Origin of the sequence: Amycolatopsis sp. CA-230715 (genome assembly GCF_018736145.1) — a bacterium.
Taxonomy (GTDB): domain Bacteria; phylum Actinomycetota; class Actinomycetes; order Mycobacteriales; family Pseudonocardiaceae; genus Amycolatopsis.
Genome location: NZ_CP059997.1, coordinates 7,108,068 through 7,128,370, shown reverse-complemented (window position 1 = coordinate 7,128,370; position 20,303 = coordinate 7,108,068). Strand labels below are relative to the sequence as shown.

At 69.6% G+C, this 20,303-nt stretch carries 27 protein-coding genes and 1 pseudogene; 13 read left to right on the top strand and 15 right to left on the bottom strand.

Annotated elements, in window-relative coordinates; translation table 11 throughout:
- The first annotated feature begins 70 nt into the window (after window positions 1-70).
- Window positions 71-793 (top strand): GbsR/MarR family transcriptional regulator, encoded by a 723-nt coding sequence (locus tag HUW46_RS33960; RefSeq protein WP_215542830.1) that lies wholly within the window; start codon window positions 71-73, stop codon window positions 791-793.
- A 2-nt stretch (window positions 794-795) separates the two neighbouring features.
- Here HUW46_RS33960 and HUW46_RS33955 read toward each other — a convergent pair whose 3' ends face one another.
- The gene (locus HUW46_RS33955) at window positions 796-1,209 is read right to left on the bottom strand and encodes a DUF6463 family protein (protein ID WP_215542829.1); all 414 of its coding nucleotides are present in this window, start codon (window positions 1,207-1,209) and stop codon (window positions 796-798) included.
- Window positions 1,206-1,802 (bottom strand): DUF2867 domain-containing protein, encoded by a 597-nt coding sequence (locus tag HUW46_RS33950; RefSeq protein ID WP_215542828.1) that lies wholly within the window; start codon window positions 1,800-1,802, stop codon window positions 1,206-1,208. Before HUW46_RS33950 ends, HUW46_RS33955 begins: the two co-directional genes overlap by 4 nt.
- A gap of 95 nt (window positions 1,803-1,897) precedes the next feature.
- Between HUW46_RS33950 and HUW46_RS33945 the strand changes: the two genes are divergently transcribed.
- The gene (locus HUW46_RS33945) at window positions 1,898-2,449 is read left to right on the top strand and encodes a TetR/AcrR family transcriptional regulator (protein ID WP_215542827.1); all 552 of its coding nucleotides are present in this window, start codon (window positions 1,898-1,900) and stop codon (window positions 2,447-2,449) included.
- Window positions 2,450-2,492: 43 nt separating this feature from the next.
- On the opposite strand, the gene HUW46_RS33940 is transcribed toward HUW46_RS33945, so the two are convergent.
- Both HUW46_RS33940 and HUW46_RS33935 read right to left on the bottom strand, forming a co-directional pair.
- The gene (locus tag HUW46_RS33940) at window positions 2,493-3,335 is read right to left on the bottom strand and encodes an alpha/beta fold hydrolase (protein WP_215542826.1); all 843 of its coding nucleotides are present in this window, start codon (window positions 3,333-3,335) and stop codon (window positions 2,493-2,495) included.
- Window positions 3,336-3,351: 16 nt separating this feature from the next.
- Complete coding sequence (locus HUW46_RS33935) at window positions 3,352-4,944, bottom strand: MFS transporter (protein ID WP_442860869.1); 1,593 nt, start codon at window positions 4,942-4,944, stop codon at window positions 3,352-3,354.
- Window positions 4,945-4,985: 41 nt separating this feature from the next.
- On the opposite strand from HUW46_RS33935, the gene HUW46_RS33930 reads away from it, so the two are divergent.
- On the top strand, window positions 4,986-5,879 hold the full coding sequence (locus HUW46_RS33930) for a phosphotransferase family protein (protein WP_215542824.1): 894 nt from the start codon (window positions 4,986-4,988) through the stop codon (window positions 5,877-5,879).
- A gap of 254 nt (window positions 5,880-6,133) precedes the next feature.
- Window positions 6,134-6,514, top strand: coding sequence for a hypothetical protein (locus HUW46_RS33925; protein ID WP_215542823.1), 381 nt, complete (start codon window positions 6,134-6,136; stop codon window positions 6,512-6,514).
- Between the two features lie 121 nt (window positions 6,515-6,635).
- Here HUW46_RS33925 and HUW46_RS33920 read toward each other — a convergent pair whose 3' ends face one another.
- Window positions 6,636-7,775 carry a nucleotide disphospho-sugar-binding domain-containing protein gene (locus HUW46_RS33920; RefSeq protein ID WP_215542822.1) on the bottom strand — a complete coding sequence of 380 codons (1,140 nt, stop codon included), beginning with the start codon at window positions 7,773-7,775 and terminating at the stop codon, window positions 6,636-6,638.
- A 513-nt stretch (window positions 7,776-8,288) separates the two neighbouring features.
- Between HUW46_RS33920 and HUW46_RS33915 the strand changes: the two genes are divergently transcribed.
- Window positions 8,289-8,711, top strand: coding sequence for a GOLPH3/VPS74 family protein (locus HUW46_RS33915; protein ID WP_331477165.1), 423 nt, complete (start codon window positions 8,289-8,291; stop codon window positions 8,709-8,711).
- Between the two features lie 6 nt (window positions 8,712-8,717).
- On the opposite strand, the gene HUW46_RS33910 is transcribed toward HUW46_RS33915, so the two are convergent.
- Window positions 8,718-9,347 (bottom strand): GntR family transcriptional regulator, encoded by a 630-nt coding sequence (locus HUW46_RS33910; protein ID WP_215550272.1) that lies wholly within the window; start codon window positions 9,345-9,347, stop codon window positions 8,718-8,720.
- 112 nt (window positions 9,348-9,459) lie between these two features.
- Between HUW46_RS33910 and HUW46_RS33905 the strand changes: the two genes are divergently transcribed.
- Window positions 9,460-10,458 carry a YbhB/YbcL family Raf kinase inhibitor-like protein gene (locus HUW46_RS33905; protein ID WP_215542821.1) on the top strand — a complete coding sequence of 333 codons (999 nt, stop codon included), beginning with the start codon at window positions 9,460-9,462 and terminating at the stop codon, window positions 10,456-10,458.
- Here the strand turns inward: HUW46_RS33905 and HUW46_RS49105 are convergent.
- Together HUW46_RS49105 and HUW46_RS49100 are read right to left on the bottom strand one after the other, a co-directional pair.
- Window positions 10,439-10,630 (bottom strand): WYL domain-containing protein, encoded by a 192-nt coding sequence (locus HUW46_RS49105; RefSeq protein ID WP_442861003.1) that lies wholly within the window; start codon window positions 10,628-10,630, stop codon window positions 10,439-10,441. The genes HUW46_RS33905 and HUW46_RS49105 overlap by 20 nt on opposite strands.
- 188 nt (window positions 10,631-10,818) lie before the next feature.
- Window positions 10,819-10,935: pseudogene (locus HUW46_RS49100) on the bottom strand (hypothetical protein); the annotation flags it as partial.
- A gap of 142 nt (window positions 10,936-11,077) precedes the next feature.
- On the opposite strand from HUW46_RS49100, the gene HUW46_RS33895 reads away from it, so the two are divergent.
- From HUW46_RS33895 to HUW46_RS33880, 4 genes are all read left to right on the top strand, one after another.
- A complete protein-coding gene (locus HUW46_RS33895; protein WP_215542820.1) occupies window positions 11,078-11,863 on the top strand; it encodes a GNAT family N-acetyltransferase in 786 nt (261 codons plus the stop codon).
- Window position 11,864: 1 nt separating this feature from the next.
- Window positions 11,865-12,086, top strand: a complete 222-nt coding sequence (gene infA, locus HUW46_RS33890) for a translation initiation factor IF-1 (RefSeq protein WP_215542819.1) — start codon at window positions 11,865-11,867, stop codon at window positions 12,084-12,086.
- Window positions 12,087-12,176: 90 nt separating this feature from the next.
- Complete coding sequence (locus HUW46_RS33885) at window positions 12,177-12,782, top strand: TetR/AcrR family transcriptional regulator (protein ID WP_215542818.1); 606 nt, start codon at window positions 12,177-12,179, stop codon at window positions 12,780-12,782.
- A complete protein-coding gene (locus HUW46_RS33880; protein WP_215542817.1) occupies window positions 12,779-13,696 on the top strand; it encodes a carboxymuconolactone decarboxylase family protein in 918 nt (305 codons plus the stop codon). The genes HUW46_RS33885 and HUW46_RS33880 overlap by 4 nt, the downstream gene beginning before the upstream one ends.
- 603 nt (window positions 13,697-14,299) lie before the next feature.
- Here the strand turns inward: HUW46_RS33880 and HUW46_RS33875 are convergent.
- Window positions 14,300-15,055, bottom strand: a complete 756-nt coding sequence (locus tag HUW46_RS33875) for an SDR family NAD(P)-dependent oxidoreductase (protein ID WP_215542816.1) — start codon at window positions 15,053-15,055, stop codon at window positions 14,300-14,302.
- A 70-nt stretch (window positions 15,056-15,125) separates the two neighbouring features.
- Window positions 15,126-16,028: a LysR family transcriptional regulator gene (locus tag HUW46_RS33870; RefSeq protein WP_215542815.1), complete on the bottom strand. Its 903-nt coding sequence runs from the start codon at window positions 16,026-16,028 to the stop codon at window positions 15,126-15,128.
- A gap of 106 nt (window positions 16,029-16,134) precedes the next feature.
- Here HUW46_RS33870 and HUW46_RS33865 point away from each other — a divergent pair, with 106 nt between their 5' ends.
- A complete protein-coding gene (locus HUW46_RS33865) occupies window positions 16,135-17,010 on the top strand; it encodes an RNA polymerase sigma-70 factor (RefSeq protein ID WP_215542814.1) in 876 nt (291 codons plus the stop codon).
- Between the two features lie 49 nt (window positions 17,011-17,059).
- Window positions 17,060-17,716, top strand: coding sequence for a transcriptional repressor LexA (lexA, locus tag HUW46_RS33860; protein WP_215542813.1), 657 nt, complete (start codon window positions 17,060-17,062; stop codon window positions 17,714-17,716).
- Here lexA and HUW46_RS33855 read toward each other — a convergent pair.
- From HUW46_RS33855 to HUW46_RS33835, 5 genes are all read right to left on the bottom strand, one after another.
- Complete coding sequence (locus tag HUW46_RS33855) at window positions 17,696-18,016, bottom strand: antibiotic biosynthesis monooxygenase (protein WP_215542812.1); 321 nt, start codon at window positions 18,014-18,016, stop codon at window positions 17,696-17,698. The two genes, lexA and HUW46_RS33855, sit on opposite strands and share 21 nt — an antisense overlap.
- A gap of 9 nt (window positions 18,017-18,025) precedes the next feature.
- Window positions 18,026-18,508 carry an SRPBCC family protein gene (locus tag HUW46_RS33850; protein WP_215542811.1) on the bottom strand — a complete coding sequence of 161 codons (483 nt, stop codon included), beginning with the start codon at window positions 18,506-18,508 and terminating at the stop codon, window positions 18,026-18,028.
- Window positions 18,509-18,581: 73 nt separating this feature from the next.
- Window positions 18,582-18,761: a DUF397 domain-containing protein gene (locus tag HUW46_RS33845; RefSeq protein WP_215542810.1), complete on the bottom strand. Its 180-nt coding sequence runs from the start codon at window positions 18,759-18,761 to the stop codon at window positions 18,582-18,584.
- 56 nt (window positions 18,762-18,817) lie between these two features.
- Window positions 18,818-18,997, bottom strand: coding sequence for a DUF397 domain-containing protein (locus HUW46_RS33840; protein WP_215542809.1), 180 nt, complete (start codon window positions 18,995-18,997; stop codon window positions 18,818-18,820).
- Window positions 18,994-19,872, bottom strand: coding sequence for a helix-turn-helix domain-containing protein (locus HUW46_RS33835; RefSeq protein ID WP_215542808.1), 879 nt, complete (start codon window positions 19,870-19,872; stop codon window positions 18,994-18,996). The genes HUW46_RS33840 and HUW46_RS33835 overlap by 4 nt, the downstream gene beginning before the upstream one ends.
- Before the next feature lie 131 nt (window positions 19,873-20,003).
- On the opposite strand from HUW46_RS33835, the gene HUW46_RS33830 reads away from it, so the two are divergent.
- Window positions 20,004-20,303, top strand: coding sequence for a hypothetical protein (locus HUW46_RS33830; protein ID WP_215542807.1), 300 nt, complete (start codon window positions 20,004-20,006; stop codon window positions 20,301-20,303).

The following is a 20,303-nucleotide window of genomic DNA, read 5'->3' as shown; positions in this document are numbered from 1 at the left end:
CCTATTTCCCCAGTTCAGCCGCGCCAAATCGTTGCACCAGCGGTAGCATTATTGCAACAAGGAGGTCCCGATGCCCGGTTCCCGACTCACACACCGCGACCGTCGAGCCATCGCCACCGGCCTGGCCGACGGACTCGGCTACGCCGAGATCGCGCGCAGGCTCGCGCGGCCCACCTCCACGATCAGCCGCGAGGTCCTCCGCAACGGGGGCCGCGACGGCTACGCCCCGGACACCGCCCACCGAGCGGCGAAACGGCGGGTACGCCACCGCAGGCCCGGCGCGGACACCACGGCGGACGCCCACCGCACGCCGGAAACGATCCACACCGTGGAACGGCAGCTGGCCGCGACCCTGGCCGGAACCGGCCTGCCCGCCATGTCCGCGAGGGTGCTCGCCGCCCTGATCACCGCCGACGGCAACGGCATGAGCGCCGCGGAGCTGGGGCAGCACCTGCGGGTGAGCCCGTCATCGATCTCGAAATCCGTCGGATACCTGGAGGGGCAAGGGGTTCTCCGCCGCGAGCGGGTCGCCCACCGCCGGGCCGAACGGTACGTCTTCGACCCCGACGCGTGGTTCCAGGCGATCCTCGCCAGCGCCGAGCGGAACCACCGGATCGCCGACACGGCCCGCCGGGGATCCGATCTGCTCGGCCGCACCACACCGGTCGGCGCCCGGCTTCACGCGCTGAGCCGGTTCCACCGGCAGCTCACCAACGACATGATCGACCGGGCCCGCCACTGGCGGCACGCGCTGACCGAACCGCCCCCGGGAAAACCGTCCACCCGTGTGTGAGGTCATTTCGTCGCCGGGGAGACCGAGCCCGCGCCGGGTGCGGGCCGGGTTGCTCGGCGGATTCCGAGCAGCAGCAAGACGTTCGCGGCCAACAGGATCGGCCATGGCGTGATCACGAGGACCGCGGCGCCGACCACGGTCCAGATACCCAGTACCCACGCGATGAACCTCGGTGGCGTGATGCCGTTGCGGTCCAGCCACAGCACCATCAGGCCGACCACGACGAGCGGCACGCCGAAGCTGTACACGCTCAGCCAGAACGCGCTGTTCGCCTGGCTCATCGCGGCCAGGTCGTCCCGCCACAGCGCCCCGCTGAACCACGCGCCGGCGTGGCTCGCGGCCTTTTCCACCGTCAGGGCGCCGAGCGTGTGCGCGGCCCCGAAGAGCACCATGAGCCATCCAGCCCACTTGATCATCCGATCTCTCCGTTCCCGAGACGCGCGCGGTCCCGCCATGCGCGTTCCCATTTCCGGGTGAGCGCGGGGTAGACGACCAGGTGGCGGAACGGCGCGATGGCGGCCATGTACAGCCGTCCGAAGAGGCCGTTGGGCTTGACCAGGACCGCCATCCGCAATTCGTGGTCACCGTTGTCCGCCGGGACCCATCCGAGGTGCATGACGGTGTGGACGGTCTTGTTCGCCAGCTCGTTGGCGCACTCGTCGAGGAGTTCGTACACGGCGGTGAACGGAGTGCCCGGCACCGCCGTGGCGGCGAGCGGCCCGCGAAGGTCGTCCGGCAGGCGGTCGCACAGCGAACGGATCCGCCCGTCGAGGCCGGTCTCGGGCTTGTCCCAGCCGAAGAGGGCGCCGAGCTTCCAGCGCGCCGCGAACAGGAGCCGGACCAGCGGGGGTTGCCCACCGGTCGCCCACAGCGCGGTGAGCATGGCGGGGAAGTCGTCCGGCCCGGCTCCGGGAGCGCGGAACGCCCACACGTCCGCCACCGGGAAGTCGGGAGCGATCTCGTGGATTCGCCACGGCCGGTCGGTGTGCGCCGCCTTGGGGAGTCGCATCGCCACCTCCAGAGTTATACGCTGGCGTACAAGACGGAGGTTAGACCCGTTGTACGGTGGCGTACAATGGCCGGAGAGGTGAGGTGGAGCACAGCATGGGCGCATTGCGCACACCGCGCGAGAAGTGGGTCGAACAGGGCCTGCGAGCGCTGGCCGAAGGCGGGGTGGACGCGGTGCGCGTCGAGGCGCTGGCCAAGGCGCTCGGGGTGACCAAGGGCGGGTTCTACGGGTACTTCGCCGACCGCGACGCCCTGCTGGCGGAAATGCTGGACACCTGGGAACGCGAATGCGTCGACGACGTGCTCGACCGCATCGAGCGCGAGGGCGGCGACGCGCTGGACAAGGTCCGGCTGGCCGGGCAGCTCACCTTCTCCAGCGACCGCCTGCTCCCCATCGACCTCGCCGTCCGCGACTGGGCCCGCCGCGACCACGCCGTCGCCGAGCGCCTTCGCCGCGTGGACAACCGGCGGATGCAGCTGTCGCGCGACGCGATCGGCACGTTCTGCACGGACCCCGACGAGATCGAGGCCCGCGCGCTGCTCGCGTTCTGCGCGGCCATCGGCAGCCACTTCCTCGCCGCCGACCACCCCGGCCGCACCCGTACCGAGGTGCTCGCCCGCGCTGGCGACCTCATCCTCGACCGGTGACAGTTCTTTGTGGACGGTGACGTCGTCCACCACGGCCGTTCACTCACAACGCGAGCATCGCCGCGGCGACTTCACCGGCTGCCGCGTCGAGAATCGCGGTGGCGGCCTCTTCGAGCACGAGCAGCCGCGCGCCGGGGATCTCGCGAGCGAGTGCTTCGCCGTTGCCCACCGGGAAAAACCGGTCGCGCCGACCGTGCACCACCAGCGCCGGTAGCGAAAGCTCGGGCAGGCGCTCGCGCCACCGAGGTCCGCAGTCGAGCTTCGAGAACACCATGCCCAGCTGGTTCGCCAGCTGGACCGCGGGTTCCGTGCTCGGCGTCCGGTCGAACACGCGCTCGGCGAACGCGCGCGCCGCGACCGGGTCACCGCCGAGGATCTCCGCACCCGCGGCGCCGTACTCCGCCACGGCCGCGCGGTCGGCCCAGTCCGGCATCGGACGCGAGAACAGCCGCTGCATCGCCGCCCCGTCGTGATCGGGCAGATCGGCGTCGACCGGACCCGGTGCGACGGGCCGCGTCCCGGCGAGGGTGAGCGCCGAGAACGCGTCCGGGTGGTCGAGCGCGGCGACCTGGGCGACCATCCCGCCGACGCCGATACCGGCCAGGTGGGCGGGCCGGTCGTCGAGCCCGCGGGCGAGCGCGGCGGCGTCGGCGGCGAGATCGCGCAACGTGTACGCGGGCGCTTCGGGATCGACGGTCGTCGAGGTGCCTGAGTCGCGCAGGTCGTAGCGCACGACATGACGTCCGCCGCGAGCGAGCACCTCGCACAGGGAATCCGGCCAGGACAACATGGTCGTGCCGCCCGCGAGCAGCACGAGGGGTGCCGCCGCGTCACCGAAGTGCTCGACGCCGAGCGTGATGTCGTCGGCTGTGGAAAAGGAGTTCATCGTCAAGCTCCGGAGTTCAGTGGTTTACGAGAACGGGTTCTTCGGCAGCCGCCGCACGAGGCCTGCGCAGTGCCAGCATGCCGACCACCGAGAACACCACGACCACCGCGGCCCCGATCCCGGCGACGGTGTGCAGCCCGGACGAGAAGGCGTCACGGGCGGTCGCGAGCAGATCGTGCGCGACGGAACCGGGAAGGGTGCCCGCCGCCTGCAGCGCACCCGCCATGCTGTCCGTCGCCTGCGCGGCGGCACCGGCGGGCACGTGCGCCGGAACGGCGACCTGGTCGCGGTAGACGGCCGTGCCGATGCTGCCGAACACCGCGATGCCCATCGCGATGCCGAATTCGGCGCTGGTCTCCGACATCGCCGAAGCAGCACCGGCCTTCTGCGGCGGCACCGAGCTCACCACCATTTCGGTGCACAGCACGCCCTGCGGCCCCATCCCGAAACTGGCGATCGCCATGCCCACCACCACGAACGCCACCCCGCTCGCACCGGCGGCCTGCGTGAACAGCACGATCCCGGCCGCCGCGACCAGCATCCCGAAACCGAGCACGAACTCTGGCCGGAACCGCCGCGCCAGCCGCGGCGCGATCAGCGAGCCGACCACCACCGCACCAGCCTGCGGCACCAGCAGCAGCCCCGCTTCCACCGCGCTGAGCCCGGCGACCATCTGCAGGTACTGGCTCACCAGCAGGAAGACCCCGCCCATGGTGACCGCGCCGACCAGCATGATGCTCACCGCCGCGCTGAACGCCCGCACCCGGAACAGGCGCAGGTCCAGCATCGGGTCGGCGAGGCCGCGCTGACGCCGGACGAACACGACGCCCACCGCGAGGCCCGCCACGAGCACGACCGCGTTGACCGGTGACACGCCGTCCTTCGCAGTTTCCTTGAGCGCGAAGATGATCGGCAGGATCGCGCCGAGCGACAGCGCCACGCTCGCCGGGTCGAGCCGGCCGGCGCCGGAGTCCCGGTACTCCGGCAACAGCTTCGGCGCCGTCGCCAGCAGCAGCACCATGACCGGCACCGCCATCAGGAACACCGAGCCCCACCGGAAGTGCTCCAGCAGCACGCCGCCGACCACCGGCCCGATCACCATGCCGCCCATGAAGCAGCTCATCCACACCGCGATCGCGGTCCCGCGCTGCTTCGGGTCTCCGAACATGTTGCTGATCAGCGCCAGCGTGGACGGCATCAGCGTCGCACCGGCGATGCCCAGCACGGCGCGCGCCGCGATCAGCATCTCCGGGCTGGTGGCGAACGCCGCCGCGATCGACGCCGCGCCGAACGCCGCGCCGCCGATCATCAGCAGCTTCCGCCTGCCGATCCGATCGCCAAGCGTGCCCATCGTGACCAGGAACCCGGCGATCATGAAGCCGTAGATGTCGATGATCCACAGCAGCTGCGTGCTGCTCGGCCGCAGATCGGCGGCCAGGTGCGGTACCGCGAGGTGCAGCACGCTCATGTCCAGCGACAACAGGAGCGTGGGCAGTGCCAGCACCGCCAACCCCAGCCACTCGCGTCGTCCTGCCATCATCGTCGTCTCCCGAGGTCTCGTTCGTGCCGTGTCACCCTTCCGTCGAACCGCACCGGCCCAGATCGACATCGCGGGCGAAAATCGTCGAAGAAATTTCGGAGGACCTTCGGATGGACGCCGACGCCCGCGCGATCGCCGAGGTGGCGCTCGGCCGCGACCCCGGTCCGATGGACGCCGCGGAGAGCAAATCCCACCGCGTCTACGTCGGCGCCGACCTCGTCGTGAAGATCATCGACGCGACCGGGCACCAGCGGCTCGACCGCGAGATCGCACTCGCGCCCCACCTGCCCGACGGCCTCACGGCCCCGCTGCTCGCGAGTGGACGGCATACCTTGGGGCGGCGCGAAATCCGCTACGCCTGCTACCCGCGCGTGCCGGGAACGGCTCCCGGAATCGGCCTGCCCTCGGCGACCAACTCGACCGCGCGCCTGCTGGCCGAGCAGGCCGTCCAGCAGTTGACCGCGCTGCACGGGTGGACGCCGACGGGGCGTGCGGAAGAAACACTGGCGGAGACCCTCGACCACGGCGGGTTCGTCGGCAAGGACGCGCTCGTCGCCGAGATCGACACCCTCACGGCCCTGGACCGGAACGGCGTCGTTCCGCGCCGCGTGCTCGACGGCCTGACCGCGATCGCGGAGCGCGCGCCGTCGCACGCGCGGACCGCCGTCCCGGTGCACGCGGACTGCCACTGGGGAAACTGGCTCGCCGACGACCGGACCGTGACCGCGCTGCTGGACTTCGAATGGGCCCGCTTCGGCGACCCCGTCGACGACTGGGTCTTCCTGGCCGGGTTCAGCGGCCCGCACCTGCAGACCGTCCTCGACGTCATCACCGAGGCGACGGCGACCTCGCCGGACGTCCTTCGCGCGGAATGCGAAGTCCGCCAAGCGGCCTACCTCACCACCGACCTCCGCGACGCGCTCGAATCTCCCGGCACCCCGGCCGACGTCCTCTCCGATCTCGACGAGCTGATCACCGGGCGCATCTGGTGGCGCGCACAGTGACGCCACGTCATGGGTTCGCCCGAACTGTTCCGGCTCGAACGCCTCGCCGACGACCACGAACGACTCACCGCAGGCGAGCGGGTCAGCGGCCCGGCCGCCGCCACCTACGCGCACCGGATCACCGAAGCACACCGCACCTTCGCCGGTCGAGTTCTCACCAACACCAGCCACGCCCACGACATGCTCGCCAACCCACTGCTGCAGATCTATCCCGGACGAGCCATGACCTGCGTGTTCGACCAAGCCAAGGCGCTATGTCAGATCCGCGGCGCCCAAGGCGACGTCCGCGCCGCCCCGACCAGGACGACTGCCGACCCACCTGCCGCAACCTCGCCTACACCGATCGCGACATCGCCGCCCTGCGCCAGCAAGCAACCGAGCTGGAGAGCATCCTCGGCGACTTCCTCGCCCCATCACCCCGCCACCAACGCATCGCCATCCTCCACGCCGCCGACCGGCTGCTCGCCAGTTCGCCACAGGGCTCCACCGGCAATCTCTCCACCGTCCAACTCGCGGTCGAAGCCGACGTCAAATACTGGGTCGTCGCGCAGAAACACCCCGACCTCCGCGACCAGCACGCCGCAAGGCACGCCTCCGTCACACCATTCAGAACGTCTCATAAGGCTGAGGAATGATCCAAGATCAGCAAACGCAACCACGGTTGTCTGGCATACGTCCGACTGACACATTTCGGCCGCAGGCCTACCAGCACTCCGGCGCGCTGAGCTCGGTCGAGGCCCAGATCACCAAGCCGGATCAGCTCACCAGCGCGACGAGCTTCGACACCAGCTCCGATGGCAGGGGGCGTGCGGCGTTTTCCGCGCGGAGTCGCTCGCACGCCGCCCTGATCTCCTTGTCCTCCAACAGCTTCGTGAGATGCGAAGCGTCCACAGTGGTGTCTTCGAGCCACAGGCCGATGCCAGCGTCGCGGACGAGTGTCGCGTTGTCGAACTGGTCGGCGCTGTGCGGAAGCAGCAACTGCGGCACTCCGGCGGCCAGCGAGGTGAAGGTGCTGCCGGAGCCACCGTGGTGCACGATCGCGTCGCAGTGCTCCAACAGGGCGTTCAACGGGATCCACTCGACGAGGCGCACGTTCTCCGGGAGCTCGCCCAGTTCCGCGACGTCGGAGTCGCCGAGCGCGAAGATGAATTCCGCGTCGATCTCCTTGGCCGCCTCGACGATCTGGCCCAGCGCGCCGACGGACATCAGGCCGACCGCGGTGCCGAGGGTGACGCACACCCTCGGCCGTTCCCGCTTGGCGAGCAGCCACCCCGGCAGCACCCCGCCCGCGTTGTACGCCACGTAGCGCATCGGCCACCCGATCTGCGGGGTGCCGAGCCCCTCGGTGGCGATGTCGATGATCGCGTCGGCCTCGGTCGGCCGCGTCACGCCATGCCGGTCGTAGGCGTCGGTGTACTTGGCGTACAGCGCGAGCTCGTCGGTCCCGCGCGCCGAGCCGAAGTTGTGCTGCACGGCGGGAATTCCGAGCTTCGCGGCGATGAACGGGCCCGCGGAGTCCATCTGCTCGAAGACCACCAGGTCCGGCCCCCAACCCTGGGCGGCGGCGAGCAACCCCTCGGTGAGCCGGTCGCCGAGCGCGGCGAACACCCGCGCGACGAGCTCCATCGCCCGCCGCGGGTCCTCCACGAACAGCTCGCGGAGCGAGGCAAAGTCGCCGAACCGCTCGTTCTCCCGCATTGTAGTCTCGAAGAACTTCATCACGTCCAGCCCCGGCGCGGCCTCCACCGCGGGCAGCCCAGCTTGCGCGGCGCGCTCGACGACGTCGCCGGTGCTGGCGACCAGCACGTCGTGCCCCCCGGTCCGCAGCGCCCAGGCGAGCGGGATCATCGGAAACAGGTGGCCAAGCCCCGGCGACGACGTGAAAAGAACTCGCACGACTTCCTCCCTCAGAGTCTGTTGGCGAATAGTGTGGGTTGGTCGTGAGCGTGTCAAGTACCGGGTTTGGTGGGGACCGGGTTAGTTGGTTTCCAGGGTTGCGGTGACCGACTGGGTCATCGCGTGTAGTGCTTCGTACGGCCACCCTGGCGGTTGGCGAGCAGCTCACGGACACCATCGTCGAGACGGCCGCATCGATCCGTGATCGGCGCGCCGCCAGCAACCCCTACACGGTCACACGCGATGCGCTTGCTGACCTCATTGCCGAACTCCGATGAAAAGACAAAGCCACCTGCTGGAACATTCTCGGCGAACTCGCCGTATACCTGAACAGTTCGCCAAGGATCGACGAGGACGAACTCAAAACACTGCTCTATAAACTGCGCACAATAACGATCCCGGCTTCCCGCGACTAACCATCAATTAGTTCACCTAACGCACCGAAGAGGTAACGACGGGCTGAGCGCGAACATTCGGTCACTGCGGTCTTCTCTCCGAAGCAACTCGGCTGGTGTGAGTGCTGGAAGCCGTGCGATACCTCGACGCGGGGTGAACCGGGCGGTGTCAACAACAGGTCCAAACCGGCGAGAGAACATCCGCCTGGAGAAAAAGCGGACGCTCGGGGTGTTTTCGAGGACGGTGCTGCCCGCCGAAGACACCGGGTACGAGGCGGCGCTCCGGCGGAAAGTCCGCGCGGTGCTGGAAAACGGGTCGAGCCCCGACGCACGCACCGCGGCGGTGATCGCGCTGCTCTCCGCGAGCGGGGCGCTGCCGTCGCTGCGGCCTCCGCACGCGTGGTCGGGCAAGGTCGCCAAGCGCGCGAAAGAACTGGAAAACGGCAACTGGGGAGCCGCGGCCGTGGGCACCGCGGTGACCAGGACAGCCGCCGCGATCGCCGCGGCGAGCTCCGTCGTCGTGGTCACCGCGATCACCTGAGCCGGCTCAGGTCAGCCCGGCCGCGGTCAGCGTGAGGTGCCGGGCCAGCGCCTCGGCCGCGGCGTCGGCGTCGCGGGCCAGCGCGACCTCCTCCAGCAGGCGGTGCTCGCCGAGGTGGTCCCGGCCCGGGGTGCGCTGCGCGGACCAGCGGCGCGCCAGTTCGCTCGCGGTCCACATCCGGTCGAAGGTCTCCAGCAGGACGGGATTTCCGCACCCGTCCAGCAGTGCGCGGTGGAAGGCGCGGTGGGCTTCGGACCACGCGGCGCTGAGGTGCTCGCCCTCTTCCGCCGCGAACGGCGGCGTGCGGGCGAGGCGGTGGTGGGTGGCCCGCACGCGCGCCTCCCACTCGACGTCACCGCGCGCGATCGCCATGCGCAGCACGACCGGTTCGATGGTCCGCCTCGCCTCCGCGATCTCCTGCCAGCGGCGGTCGGAAAACTCCGGGACGGCGAACCCGCGGTTGGGCAGCCGGTCGGCGAGGCCGTCACCGACGACCCGCACCAGCGCCTCGCGCACGACGGCGAGGCTCACGTCCCGTTCCTTGGCGAGGTCCTGCGGTTTGAGCGCGTCACCAGGGGCGTAGTCGCCGCGCAGGATCGCGTCCCGCAGCTGCGCGTAGACCTGCTCGGAGAGCATCTGCTTCCCCGGCGGAGTCGAGGTGGCCATCGCCTGAGCATAGACGATCCGGCAGATAATCGATAATTAGTGCTATGGTCGATTTTGCCTCCCGCTTGAAAGGAACGACGCGATGCGCGCCAACGACCCCTTCGCCCGGCTGCCCGAAGTACCGGCCTTCACCGTCACCAGCACCAGCGTGCGAGACGGAGAGCCGTTGCCAGCCGCCCAACTGTCCGGTGTGGACGCCAGCCCGCAGCTGTCCTGGAGCGGCGCTCCGGCGGGCACGAAGAGCTACGCCGTCACCGTGTACGACCCCGACGCGCCGACGATGTCCGGCTTCTGGCACTGGACCGTCGCCAACATCCCGGCCGACGTGACATCGTTGCCGGAGGGCGCGGGCGACGACACCGGATCGGGGCTTCCCGAGCCCGCGTTCCAACTGCCCAACGACGCCCGCGCCACCCGGTTCGTCGGCGCCGCACCGCCCGCCGGGCACGGTCCGCACCGCTACTTCGTCACCGTCCACGCGCTCGACGTCGAAGACATCGGGATCCCCGCCGACAGCACGCCCGCCGTTCTCGGCTTCACCATGGCCTCGCACGTCCTCGGCCGCGCCACCCTGGTCGGCACCGCGGAAACCCTTGGCGCGGAACGGATCGAGGTCTCCCGGCGCATCCCCGCGAGCGCCGAGGCGGTCTTCGCGGTACTGGCCGATCCGCAGGGACACGTGGACATCGACGCGTCGGGAATGCTCCTCGACGCCGAAGGAGACCCGGTCGAGCGGGAAGGCGACCGGTTCCGGGTCCACATGGACCGGGAAGCGCTCGGCGACGTCCCGCTCGGCAAGTACCAGGTCGAGGTCGTCATCACGAAGTTCAGTCCTGGCAAGGAAATCGCCTGGACCGTCGAAGGCAGGGTCCGGCCGCACGCCCGCCACATCTACGGCTACCGGCTGGAACCCGTCGAGGACGGCACCGTCGTCACCTCGTACTACGACTGGTCGGAAGTCGCGCCGGAGTGGAAGGAGCGCTTGACCTTCCCGGTGGTCCCCGAGTCCGCCCTCAAGGCCACCCTCGGGATCCTCGAACGCACCGTGCGGCGACGCGGCGCTAGCCCGTCGCGCGGGTGAACCTCGCCGCGAGTTCCTTCACGTGCTCGACGAGTTCCGGCGGCTCGTGCACCTCGAGGTCGAATCCCTTGCCCGCCACGTAGATCGCGAGCTCGTCGAGCGAATTGGATCCCGTCCGCAGTGTGCAGCCGCGCTCGTCGATCGGCTCCAGCGCGCCCGTGGTGGGAGCGATCCGTTCGGCCGCCGTCTCGACGCTGACGCGCAGCGTGATCCGGGCTTGGAAGGGGTAGGCCGAGGTGGAGATCGCCCGTGCGGTGTACCCGCCGAGATCGGGGTGCGCGGGGTGAACCGCGGACCGGTCGGCGTGCGCGGGCCGACGCGGTAGGTACGCCAGTCCCGGCGGTCGACGTCCCAGGCGATCAGGTACCAGCGCCTGCCCGAGTGCACGAGGCGGTGCGGCTCGCCGGCGACATCCGCGGGTTCTTCGCCAAGCTGCGCGGAAATTCGGTGGGCGGGGCAAGGCCCGGCTGCTAGCATCGCCTGGCCGTGACACGACACGAGGAGGTGGGAACCCATGAACGCAACATCGAGGCGGGTGCTCCCCTCGTCATCACGGTCGAGCGACTGACATAGGGGTCGCCGGGAGCGCCACGACGAGGCATTCCCGAAAGGTAGACCTATGAATTCTGTGCATTTCCCTTCGGACACGGGCGAGCACGCGATCGTGCTCACTCGCGTCGCGGAGACCCATTGGCACGCTTTGGAAGACGACCGCGTGGTCGGCAGGGGCGAGACCTCGCGCCGGTCCGACGGGCGGATCTTCCTCAGCATCGATTCGTGGCACGACGCGGTGTTCGACCGGCTCGCCGAGGCGATGCTGGCCGATCTCCCGAGGCCGCTGCACACCGTGGTCGACGAGGCCGACACCGACCTGCGGGCCAACTGGGTACGAGCGGGCTTCACCACCCGGCGCCGTGAGTGGGAGTACCTCGTGCCCACCGATCCCTCGGTCACGGGGCTCGGCTCGGCGCCACTGCCCTCCGGCGTGACGATCGTGCCCGCTGGCGACGCGGTGCTCACCGAACTGTCCACAGTGGATCGTGAGATCCGCGAAGAGGTCGGCTGGGCTGACCTGCCCGCCGAGGTGGTGCTCCGCCCGGACGGGATCACCGCGGCGGACCTGCCGAAGTACGTCGTGGCGGCGACGCCGGGCGGCTACGCGGGATTCGCGCGGGTGGTGCGGGTGACCCGGCTGCCCAGGATCGGACTGGTCGCGGTCAAGGCGGCACAGCGCCGCCGCGGCATCGCACGGGCGTTGCTGGCCCACGCGCTCGGTTCGCTGCACCGATCCGGGATCGGCACGGCCGCCGCCGAGGTGCACGAAGCCAACGCGGCGGCGACGGCGTTGTTCGAGGGCATCGGCGCCCGGCGCGCGAGCAGCAACCTCGAGTTGGTGATCCGCTGACATGTCGAAGACCTCGGGCGGGATCGAAGTCGAAGGCACCGTCACCGAATGCCTTCGCAACGCCACTTTCAAGGTGGAACTGGAAAACGGGCACGTGGTGCTCGCGCACATCAGCGGGAAGATACGGAAGAACTACATCAAGATCCTGCCGTACGACCGGGTCCTGGTGGAACTGAGCCCGTACGACCTCAACCGCGGCCGGATCCGGTTCCGGTACCGGTAGAAGCGCGCTCGGCGCCCGGCTTCGAGCCGGGCGCCGACCCCACTCGCGTTCCCGCCGCGAGATCATTACTATCTACCTCAGGAGGTAGTAATGAGTGCACTAGGGCGCCCCCGCCAGGTCGAGGACGAGGCCGTGTTCGACGCGATGGCGAAGGTGCTGCTCCGCGTCGGGTGGGCGCGCATGACCACGGGGCAGGTCGCCACCGAGGTCGGGGTCACCCCTGCGGCCCTGCGGCAACGGTTCGGCGCCAAGCGCGAGCTGTTCGCCGCCTTCTATGCCTGGCACACCGAACGCCTCGAATCGGGCCGGGACGAACCATCGCGCGAAGGATCCGTGCTCGACGCCCTGCGCGCGATGGCCCGCGAGTCCGTCGGCTTCATCGAGACGCCGGAACAAATGCGCCATGCGATGTCCCCGCTCATCGAGTTCGAAGACGATCCCGCGATCGCGCGGATGACGCGGGCGCGGCTCGCGTCGGCGGTCAAGCGCACGACCGCGCTGCTCGAACGGGCCGCCGCGAACGGCGAGATCACCTGCGCGGATCCCGGCGCGCTGGCGAAACAGCTCCAGAACTGCCTCGTCGGCACCTCCCTCGTCTGGTCGTTCGACGCCGACCGGCCGATCGTCGACGAGGCGATGGACATGGTCGAGCAGGTGCTCGCCCCTTACCTCGGTACCGAAGGAGATCCCGCATGACCACGCGCATCGCCCGTGACATCACCGACCGCCCCACCGAACCCCGCATCCCCGCGGTCGCACTCGAAGACATGACCGAGGCGCAGCGCGCGCTGGCGGGCGTCGGGGCCTCGAACGTCATCAGGACGCTCGTGCACCGCGACGACTTGGTCACCGCGATGGGCCCGCTCGGCCAGGCTTTGCTGTTCTCCCAACGGACTTCCGCGCGGGCGCGCGAACTGGCGATCCTGCGCGTGGCGCTGCGCGCGGGAGCCGCGTACGAGTGGGCGAACCACACGCTCGGCGCGCTCGGCGCCGGCGCGACCGAGGCGGAGATCCGCGCGGTGAACGACCCGGAGGCGGCGTGGCCGGACGCCGACGCGGCACTGCTGAGCGCGGTGGACGAGCTGTGCGCCGACGACTGCGTGTCCGAACGCACTTGGTCGGCGTTGCGCGCCCACTACGCCGAAGAAGAGATCATCGAGTTCCTGATGCTCGTCGGCTACTACCGGATGATGGCCGGCGTCCTGAACTCGATCGGCATCGAACCCGAACCGGGGCGGCCCGGTTTCGGCGAAGCACCGTCCACACCGGCCCCACGCCCGGCGCGCACGGCGACCGGCGCGGGCGGATCACCGGACGGGACCTGGGACATCGTCTTCCACCACCCCGCGGGCGACCAGGACGTCACACTGGTGATGGCGGTGCACGACGGCCGGATCACCGGCTCGGTGGCAAACCGGGCGAACGGCATCAGCACGACGATCACCGACGGGACAGCCGACGGGCCGCGGTTCTCCTGCACCACCGCGCTGACCGAGCCGGTGACGCTCGACGTGGCCTATGACGGCACCGTCGACGGCGATTCGGTCTACGGCGACATCACCGTCAACGGCATGGGGAAGTACACCTTCGACGGAACCCGCGCCCGCTGACCACGCGCTCGCCATGTCCGAACCGAGCCTTGGCGAGGACCCGCTCCATGCCGTAAAAGATGCTCCTATAGAGATCGGGGCGGCCGCGGGTGCCGCCGAAGGCTCCTCTTTGGACGTTGAGCGTCCCGATCTCGGCCCTCGTGGCGGGCTGCCGCCCGTGCGCCTGTCCCCGAAGGTGGCCTTCGGGGCGGTAGACGCCGCGAACTCGACCCTCACACCGCACTCCCGCCCGCCGCACGACCCCACAGCAGGCCTTCGCGTGCCCCGAAAGTGACGTTCAGGGCATCCAGCGCCCCGAAGGTCACTTTCGGGGCACCGACCAACCGGGCCCGCCTGCCACGAGAGTGAGAAAAGTGGCGTTAGACGCCCCGAACGTCACCTTCGGGGCATGCACAGCCCTGCCCGCACGTCAGCGAGGGCCGAGAAAGTGGCGCCAGGGTCCCCGAAGGTGGCCTTCGGGGACCGATGGGGGCCTCCGCCGCCGATCACCGCGCCGCGCACCCGACATCACTGCGACGCTCAGGGAATCCAGCGCCCCGAAAGCCACTTTCGGGGCGCAGCGAGCCAGGACGTCGCAAAGGCTTGCGCTTCAAGGGAAAGCGCCTACAGGTTGACGCCGCCGGTGACGTCGAGTTTGGTGCCGGTGATCCAGCGGGCGTCGTCGGAGGCCAGGAAGGCGACCGCGTCGGCGATGTCCGGGGCCTGGCCAATCCGGCCGAGCGCGGTCTGGCCGATGGTGCGTTCCAGGTGGGCCGGATCGGCGAGCGCGTCGGCGGTCATGTCGGTCCGGGTGAACCCGACCGCGACGGCGTTGACGGTGATCCCGCGCGGGCCGAGGTGCTTGGCCAGGGTGCGGCTGAACACGTCGAGCGCGCCCTTGGTGAGCGGGTAACCGATGCTGCCTCCCGACGACGCCACCCGCGTGGAGACCGACGAGATGGCGATGATCCGGCCGCCGTCGCTCATCCGGGGCAGCAGTCGCTGGGTGAGGAACACCGGCGCGCGGACGTTGACCGCGATCATCTGGTCGAATTCGTCGACCGCGAGCACCTCGATCGGCCTGCCCATGAAATTGAGCCCCGCGTTGTGCACGAGAATGTCCACTGCGGACTCCCCGTGCGAATCCAGCGCGGCCACGAGCGCGTCCACGCCGTCGGCAGCGCGCAGGTCCGCGCCTACGCTGAACGCCCGGCCGCCACTGTCCACAATGGTCGTCACGGTCTCGTCGGCCGCCGCCTTGTTGCTTCCATAGTGCACTGCGACGAGTGCGCCGTCACGCGCCAGCCGGTGCGCGATGGCCCGCCCGATGCCGCGGCTGCCGCCGGTGACGAGTGCGATTTTCCCCTGAAGATTTCCCATGCACTTCACCGTAATGAAGCGGAGAGAAATCAGAAATAGCAACTATCGCAACTCAGTGTTGCCGCTGAAGTCAATCCGCGATCTTCGCCACGACGTCCCGGAGCGTGCGGCGCAGCCACGCGTGCGCCGGGTCCGCGTCGTACCGGACGTGCCACGCCTGCGAGAGCGCGACGGCGGGCAGCGGCACCGGCACCGGGAAGGTCCGCAGGCCCAACTGGGAAAGTGCTTCCCTGCCGAGCTTTTCCGGTGCGAGGCCCACGAGATCGCTGTGCGCGACCATCCGCGTGGCGGCGCTCCAGCTCGCGACCGTGCACACCACCTGCCGCCGCAACCCGTGTTCGGCGAGCGCGTCGTCGACGGGGCCTGCCAGTTTTCCGCGCCGGGACAGGCTGAGGTGCTGCGCGGCGGCGAACCGCTTCAAGGTCATCCGCCCCCGGGTCAGCTTATGTCCACTTCGGACCATTCCCACCATCCGGTCGGTCAGCAGCAGCTCGCTGGACGTCTCCGCGCCGAGGGACCCGAGCACGCCGACCGCGAGATCGGCGGCGCCGTCCCGCAGCCAAGGGATGTTCTCGGGCGGGGCGGCCAAGAACCTCAGCACCACCTGCGGCGCCTGCGCCCGCACGGCCGCGAGCAACGGCTGCGCCACCATCGCCATCACGAGCTCGTTGGCCTCGACGGTGAAGGTCTGGCGCAGCGCGGCCAGGTCCAGCCCGGCGCCTTCGACGAACACCCGCTCCGCCTGCTCGAGCACGGCGCGCACCTGGTCGCGGACCGCCGCCGCGCGCGGTGTCGGCACCATCGTCCGGCCCGCCCTGACGAGGATCGGATCGCCCAAGGCCCGGCGCAGCCTGGCGAGCGTGCGGCTCATCGTCGGCGTCGAGGTGCGCAGCCGCTCCGCCGCACCGGTGACGCTGCCCTCGTCGAGCAGCGCGTCCAGCGCCACCAGCAGGTTCAAGTCGACGGATTTCATGGTTCAGCCTAGCTGTCCGCCCGTCGCGTGACGGAGCGCACACCGGCCGCTGTCACGTCGGAGGCCCGCCGCGTGTCTGAATGGGACACGACGAGAGGAGCCGACGATGCCGACCGAGGACGCTTTCGCGGAGCACCGTCCGCTGCTGTTCACCATCGCCTACGAGATCCTCGGCAGCGTCGCCGACGCGGAGGACGTGCTGCAGGAGGGCTACCTCCGGTGGCGCGACGTCGATCGGGAGACGGTCGCGCATCCGCGCGCCTACCTCGTCCGGCTGATCACGCGACAGGCGCTCAACCACCTGCGCGCGGCCAAAGCGCGGCGCGAGGAGTACATCGGCGCCTGGCTGCCGGAGCCGGTCCGCACCGGGCCGGACGTGTCCGAGGACGCGGTGCTGGCCGAGTCGGTGTCGATGGCGATGCTGCTCGTGCTGGAAACGCTGAACCCCGCCGAACGGGCCGTGTTCGTCCTGCACGACGTGTTCGCCTACAGCCACGCCGAAATCGCCACGTCGATCGGCAAGACCGAGGTGGCCGTCCGGCAGATCGCGCACCGGGCGCGGCAGCACGTGCACGCGCGCCGCCGCCGCTTCGAACCCGACACCGACGCCAGCCGCGACGTCGTCCGCCAGTTCCTGCGCGCGACCGAAACCGGCGACGTGCAGGCGCTGATGGATCTGATGGCACCCGACGTGGTCGTGATCTCCGACGGCGGCGGGAAGGTGGCCGCGGTGCGGCGCCCGATCACCGGCCGCGAGGAAGTGGCCCGGTTCGTGCTCCGCGTGAACCGCGCCGCGGGGAATCCCGGCATCGAGTTCGCCGCCTACAACGGGCTGCCCGCGGTGCGGTTCCTCGCCAGCGACGCGCTCGATTGGCTGCTCGCCTTCGAAGTGCGCGACGGCAGGGTCACCGGGCTGTACGGCATCCGCAACCCGGACAAGCTGCACCGCGCCGAGGCCGTGCACCCGCTCACCCGCGAGTGACGGCGGTGCGGGGCGCCCGTTGTCGGTGCCTGCGTTTACCATTCGGCGGGTGACCACCTACGACGATCGCTTCGAGCACCTGGACACCTCGACCCTGCCGCCGCGCCAGCAGCGGATCCTGGTCACGATCAGGGATTGGGTGGTCCGGCACGGGTATTCCCCGAGTACCAGGGAGATCGGCGACGCCGTTGGCCTGCGGTCCTCGTCGTCGGTGTCGAAGCACCTGGCGAGCTTGGAGGAGAAGGGTTTCCTCCGCCGCGGCGAAACGATGTCCCGCCCGATCGACGTGCGCGCGTTCCTCCAGGAGCCGGATGCGCGGGAGTCCGGTGATGACGCGGTGCCCGTGCCCGTGGTCGGCGACATCGCCGCGGGCACGCCGATTTCGGCCGTGGAGCACGTCGACGACATGCTGAAGCTGCCGCGCGAACTCACCGGGCGCGGCACCGTGTTCGGGCTGCGCGTGCGCGGCGAGTCGATGGTCGACGCCGCGATCTGCGACGGCGACATCGTGGTGGTGCGCCAGCAGTCGGAGGCGCATTCCGGCCAGATCGTCGCCGCGATGATCGACGGCGAGGCCACCGTGAAGGTGTACCGCCGCCGCAACGGCCACGTGTACCTGGAACCGCGCAACCCGGCCTACGAGGTCATCGACGGCGACGAGGCGGTCATCCTCGGCACCGTGGTGTCAGTGCTGCGCAGCGTCTGAAGCGACCCAGGAATCCACCACCTCGACGTGCCGCAGGCCGCCGGAGTCGGCGATGTGCGCGAACCACGCGTGGCATTCCGGCACCGAGTCGATCAGCCGCGCGGCCTCCTCCGCCTCCGCTCGGGTCCGCCACAGCACCACGTCGAGCCAGCCACCGTCGTCCTCCTTGGTCAGGAACGCGGCGAGGCAGGCGGGAAACCGGTCCCGCATCGCCGCCACCATGGCGGGGCGCTCGGCGATCAGTTTCCGCTCTTCGCCGGGGTGCACGGTGAACCGGGCGAGTTCGATGGCCATCGTCATGGCCGTACCCTAAGCGGCACCACCGACAGGACCGCCGGATTCCAGGTATGCCTTGGCCTGGTGCAGTTCGTCGACGAGGTCGGCGGGCAGCACCCGGTCGAGCGCGGGTTCGAGCAGCCACTTGGCGGGGCCCTTGAAGGCGAACCGCACGGTTCTGGTCACCGTGGTGCCGCCGTCGGCCGGGACGCACACCCAGCTCGCGGAAAACTCCGACATCAGGTTGGCCAGCCGGTTGGCGCGCACGCGCGGCAGCACGACGTCCACCCGCTCGCCGGGGGTGAGGGTCATGCGCGACTCGATCTTCGGCATCGGCCCGGGAAGTCCGGGGACCCGGCCGCGGAACCGGAACGTCGTGGTGGTCGCCTCGCGCCGCACCCAGTCGATCGGGCCGATCTTGCGGTCGACCTCCGCGTACCGCTCGGGATCGAGCACGAACTCGAGCAGTTCGCCCGGCGTGCAGGCGATCGTTTCCGTCGCACTCGCTTCGGCCATGGGTTCGAGGATACGGCCGACAACGACAGAGGGCCCTGGCGGATTCGCTGGGCCCTCCGGGTACGTCCTGTGTTCAGCGCGCGGCTTCGCGGGTGAACGCCACCCACGCCGCCGGGGCCACATCGAGCTGCCCGCCCGCGCGGTCCTTCGTGTCCCGCACGCCGACAGTCGGCGCGAGCCGCACCTCGACACAATCCGTTTCCTGGTGGCTGTGGCTGGACTTTCGCCATGTGATGTCGCGTGCGCCGGTCATCCTGTCGCCTCCCATTGCCTGAGCTGATCGCTGGGCCGTCGGTCCGTGTCCTGTGTTCAGCGCGCGGCTTCGCACGTGAAGGCCACCCACGCCGCCGGGGCCACATCGAGGTGCCCGCCCGCGCGGTCCTTGGTGTCCCGCACACCGACGGTCGGCGCAAGCCGCACCTCGACGCAATCCGTTTCCTGGCCGCTGTGGCTGGACTTTCGCCACGTGTCATAGCGTGCGCCGGTCATCCTGTCGCCTCCCATTGCCTGATCTGATCCTCGATCATCACCCGGGTTTCGTCCGGGCTCATTGCGGCGTCACGAAGCACTCGTACCGCTTCTTGGTACGCCGCAACGTCTTTGCGGTCATACAGGAACCCGCTACTTGCGTGGTGTTCGAGGTGGACGATCGGCGGCATCTCGTGCGAGTCGTACACCACGAAAGGCCCCATCAAGCCCGGATGCCAGTCGCCGAAGAGCGTCATCATCCGCACCGTGACGTTGTCGAACCGATCGACCATGTTGAGCAGGTGCCGCAACTGCTCGCTCATTACCTCGGCGCCACCGACCCGGCCTTGCAGCGCGGGTTCTCCGACAAACGCGTCGAGCCGCAGCGGATCGGCGCGCATGATCGCGTCACGCCTGGCCATGCGAAGCGTGACCCGGTGTTCGATCTCGCTGGTCGGCAGGTCGCCGTGTTGCATGATCGCGGTTGCGTAGTCGCGGGTTTGCAGCAGACCGGGCACCACCGCTGGCGACCAGTTCGTTATCGCCGACGAGGTGCGTTCCAACTGCATGACGCCCGAGAGCTGCTGGCCGACACCGGCCGCGCCGGTGGAGAAGAGGTTCGGTCCGGGATTGCGGACCAGGTCGACGATGCGTTCCTTCTCCTCGCCGACGATGCCGAGCGCGGTGACGAGGGATACCACGTCTTCGTAGCCCGGCACGTTCTGGCCGTTGAACCAGCGGGACAGCGTCGCGTGGCTCACGCCGACTCGCTCACCGAGGTCGCGAAGGTTGAGCTTCGACTCCTTCTTCCGTCGCGCGTACGCCTCGGACAAAGCACCGGACAGGACGCGATCGCGCGCTGTCCAGGCGGCGCCTTCCGGCGTGTTACGTGGCATGTACCAGACCCTACACCTTCGCTCGTTCTGCCAGCCAGGCCGCCGGGATGACCGCGCTCCGCTTGCATCGTCGTTACTCATGGTCCAGAATGGTACGCAACAAGTAGTGATATGTAACACTGGAGGCATTCATGGAAACGGCGACCTCCCCCGCGGTGCGCGGCGTACCGACCGAACTCACGCGCGAGGAGGTTCGCGAGCGAATGAGGTTCCTGCTCCGGATGTTCGCGAACGAGCGGCACTCGCTCGGCCTGGCGCTCGACGGCCTCCTCGCGGATCTGGACGACCTCGTCATGCTCACCGAATGGCACAGCTTCCAGGACGACCACGATCGCCTCGCCGCCATCGGCCGAGCGCGACAGCTGCGGGACTCGACATTGCTCCAGCTCACGGAAGCCTATGCGCAGCACCCCGAATACCCGTGGTGTTGA

Bases quoted from the DNA above. Each gene is read 5' to 3' on its own strand.
- HUW46_RS33960 (WP_215542830.1), top strand. From the start codon at position 71: ATGCCCGGTTCCCGACTCACACACCGCGACCGTCGAGCCATCGCCACC.
- HUW46_RS33955 (WP_215542829.1), bottom strand. From the start codon at position 1,209: ATGATCAAGTGGGCTGGATGGCTCATGGTGCTCTTCGGGGCCGCGCAC.
- HUW46_RS33950 (WP_215542828.1), bottom strand. From the start codon at position 1,802: ATGCGACTCCCCAAGGCGGCGCACACCGACCGGCCGTGGCGAATCCAC.
- HUW46_RS33945 (WP_215542827.1), top strand. From the start codon at position 1,898: ATGGGCGCATTGCGCACACCGCGCGAGAAGTGGGTCGAACAGGGCCTG.
- HUW46_RS33940 (WP_215542826.1), bottom strand. From the start codon at position 3,335: ATGAACTCCTTTTCCACAGCCGACGACATCACGCTCGGCGTCGAGCAC.
- HUW46_RS33935 (WP_442860869.1), bottom strand. From the start codon at position 4,944: ATGTCGATCTGGGCCGGTGCGGTTCGACGGAAGGGTGACACGGCACGA.
- HUW46_RS33930 (WP_215542824.1), top strand. From the start codon at position 4,986: ATGGACGCCGACGCCCGCGCGATCGCCGAGGTGGCGCTCGGCCGCGAC.
- HUW46_RS33925 (WP_215542823.1), top strand. From the start codon at position 6,134: ATGTCAGATCCGCGGCGCCCAAGGCGACGTCCGCGCCGCCCCGACCAG.
- HUW46_RS33910 (WP_215550272.1), bottom strand. From the start codon at position 9,347: ATGCTCTCCGAGCAGGTCTACGCGCAGCTGCGGGACGCGATCCTGCGC.
- HUW46_RS33905 (WP_215542821.1), top strand. From the start codon at position 9,460: ATGCGCGCCAACGACCCCTTCGCCCGGCTGCCCGAAGTACCGGCCTTC.
- HUW46_RS33895 (WP_215542820.1), top strand. From the start codon at position 11,078: ATGAATTCTGTGCATTTCCCTTCGGACACGGGCGAGCACGCGATCGTG.
- infA (WP_215542819.1), top strand. From the start codon at position 11,865: ATGTCGAAGACCTCGGGCGGGATCGAAGTCGAAGGCACCGTCACCGAA.
- HUW46_RS33885 (WP_215542818.1), top strand. From the start codon at position 12,177: ATGAGTGCACTAGGGCGCCCCCGCCAGGTCGAGGACGAGGCCGTGTTC.
- HUW46_RS33880 (WP_215542817.1), top strand. From the start codon at position 12,779: ATGACCACGCGCATCGCCCGTGACATCACCGACCGCCCCACCGAACCC.
- HUW46_RS33875 (WP_215542816.1), bottom strand. From the start codon at position 15,055: ATGGGAAATCTTCAGGGGAAAATCGCACTCGTCACCGGCGGCAGCCGC.
- HUW46_RS33870 (WP_215542815.1), bottom strand. From the start codon at position 16,028: ATGAAATCCGTCGACTTGAACCTGCTGGTGGCGCTGGACGCGCTGCTC.
- HUW46_RS33865 (WP_215542814.1), top strand. From the start codon at position 16,135: ATGCCGACCGAGGACGCTTTCGCGGAGCACCGTCCGCTGCTGTTCACC.
- HUW46_RS33855 (WP_215542812.1), bottom strand. From the start codon at position 18,016: ATGACGATGGCCATCGAACTCGCCCGGTTCACCGTGCACCCCGGCGAA.
- HUW46_RS33850 (WP_215542811.1), bottom strand. From the start codon at position 18,508: ATGGCCGAAGCGAGTGCGACGGAAACGATCGCCTGCACGCCGGGCGAA.
- HUW46_RS33845 (WP_215542810.1), bottom strand. From the start codon at position 18,761: ATGACCGGCGCACGCGACATCACATGGCGAAAGTCCAGCCACAGCCAC.
- HUW46_RS33840 (WP_215542809.1), bottom strand. From the start codon at position 18,997: ATGACCGGCGCACGCTATGACACGTGGCGAAAGTCCAGCCACAGCGGC.
- HUW46_RS33835 (WP_215542808.1), bottom strand. From the start codon at position 19,872: ATGCCACGTAACACGCCGGAAGGCGCCGCCTGGACAGCGCGCGATCGC.
- HUW46_RS33830 (WP_215542807.1), top strand. From the start codon at position 20,004: ATGGAAACGGCGACCTCCCCCGCGGTGCGCGGCGTACCGACCGAACTC.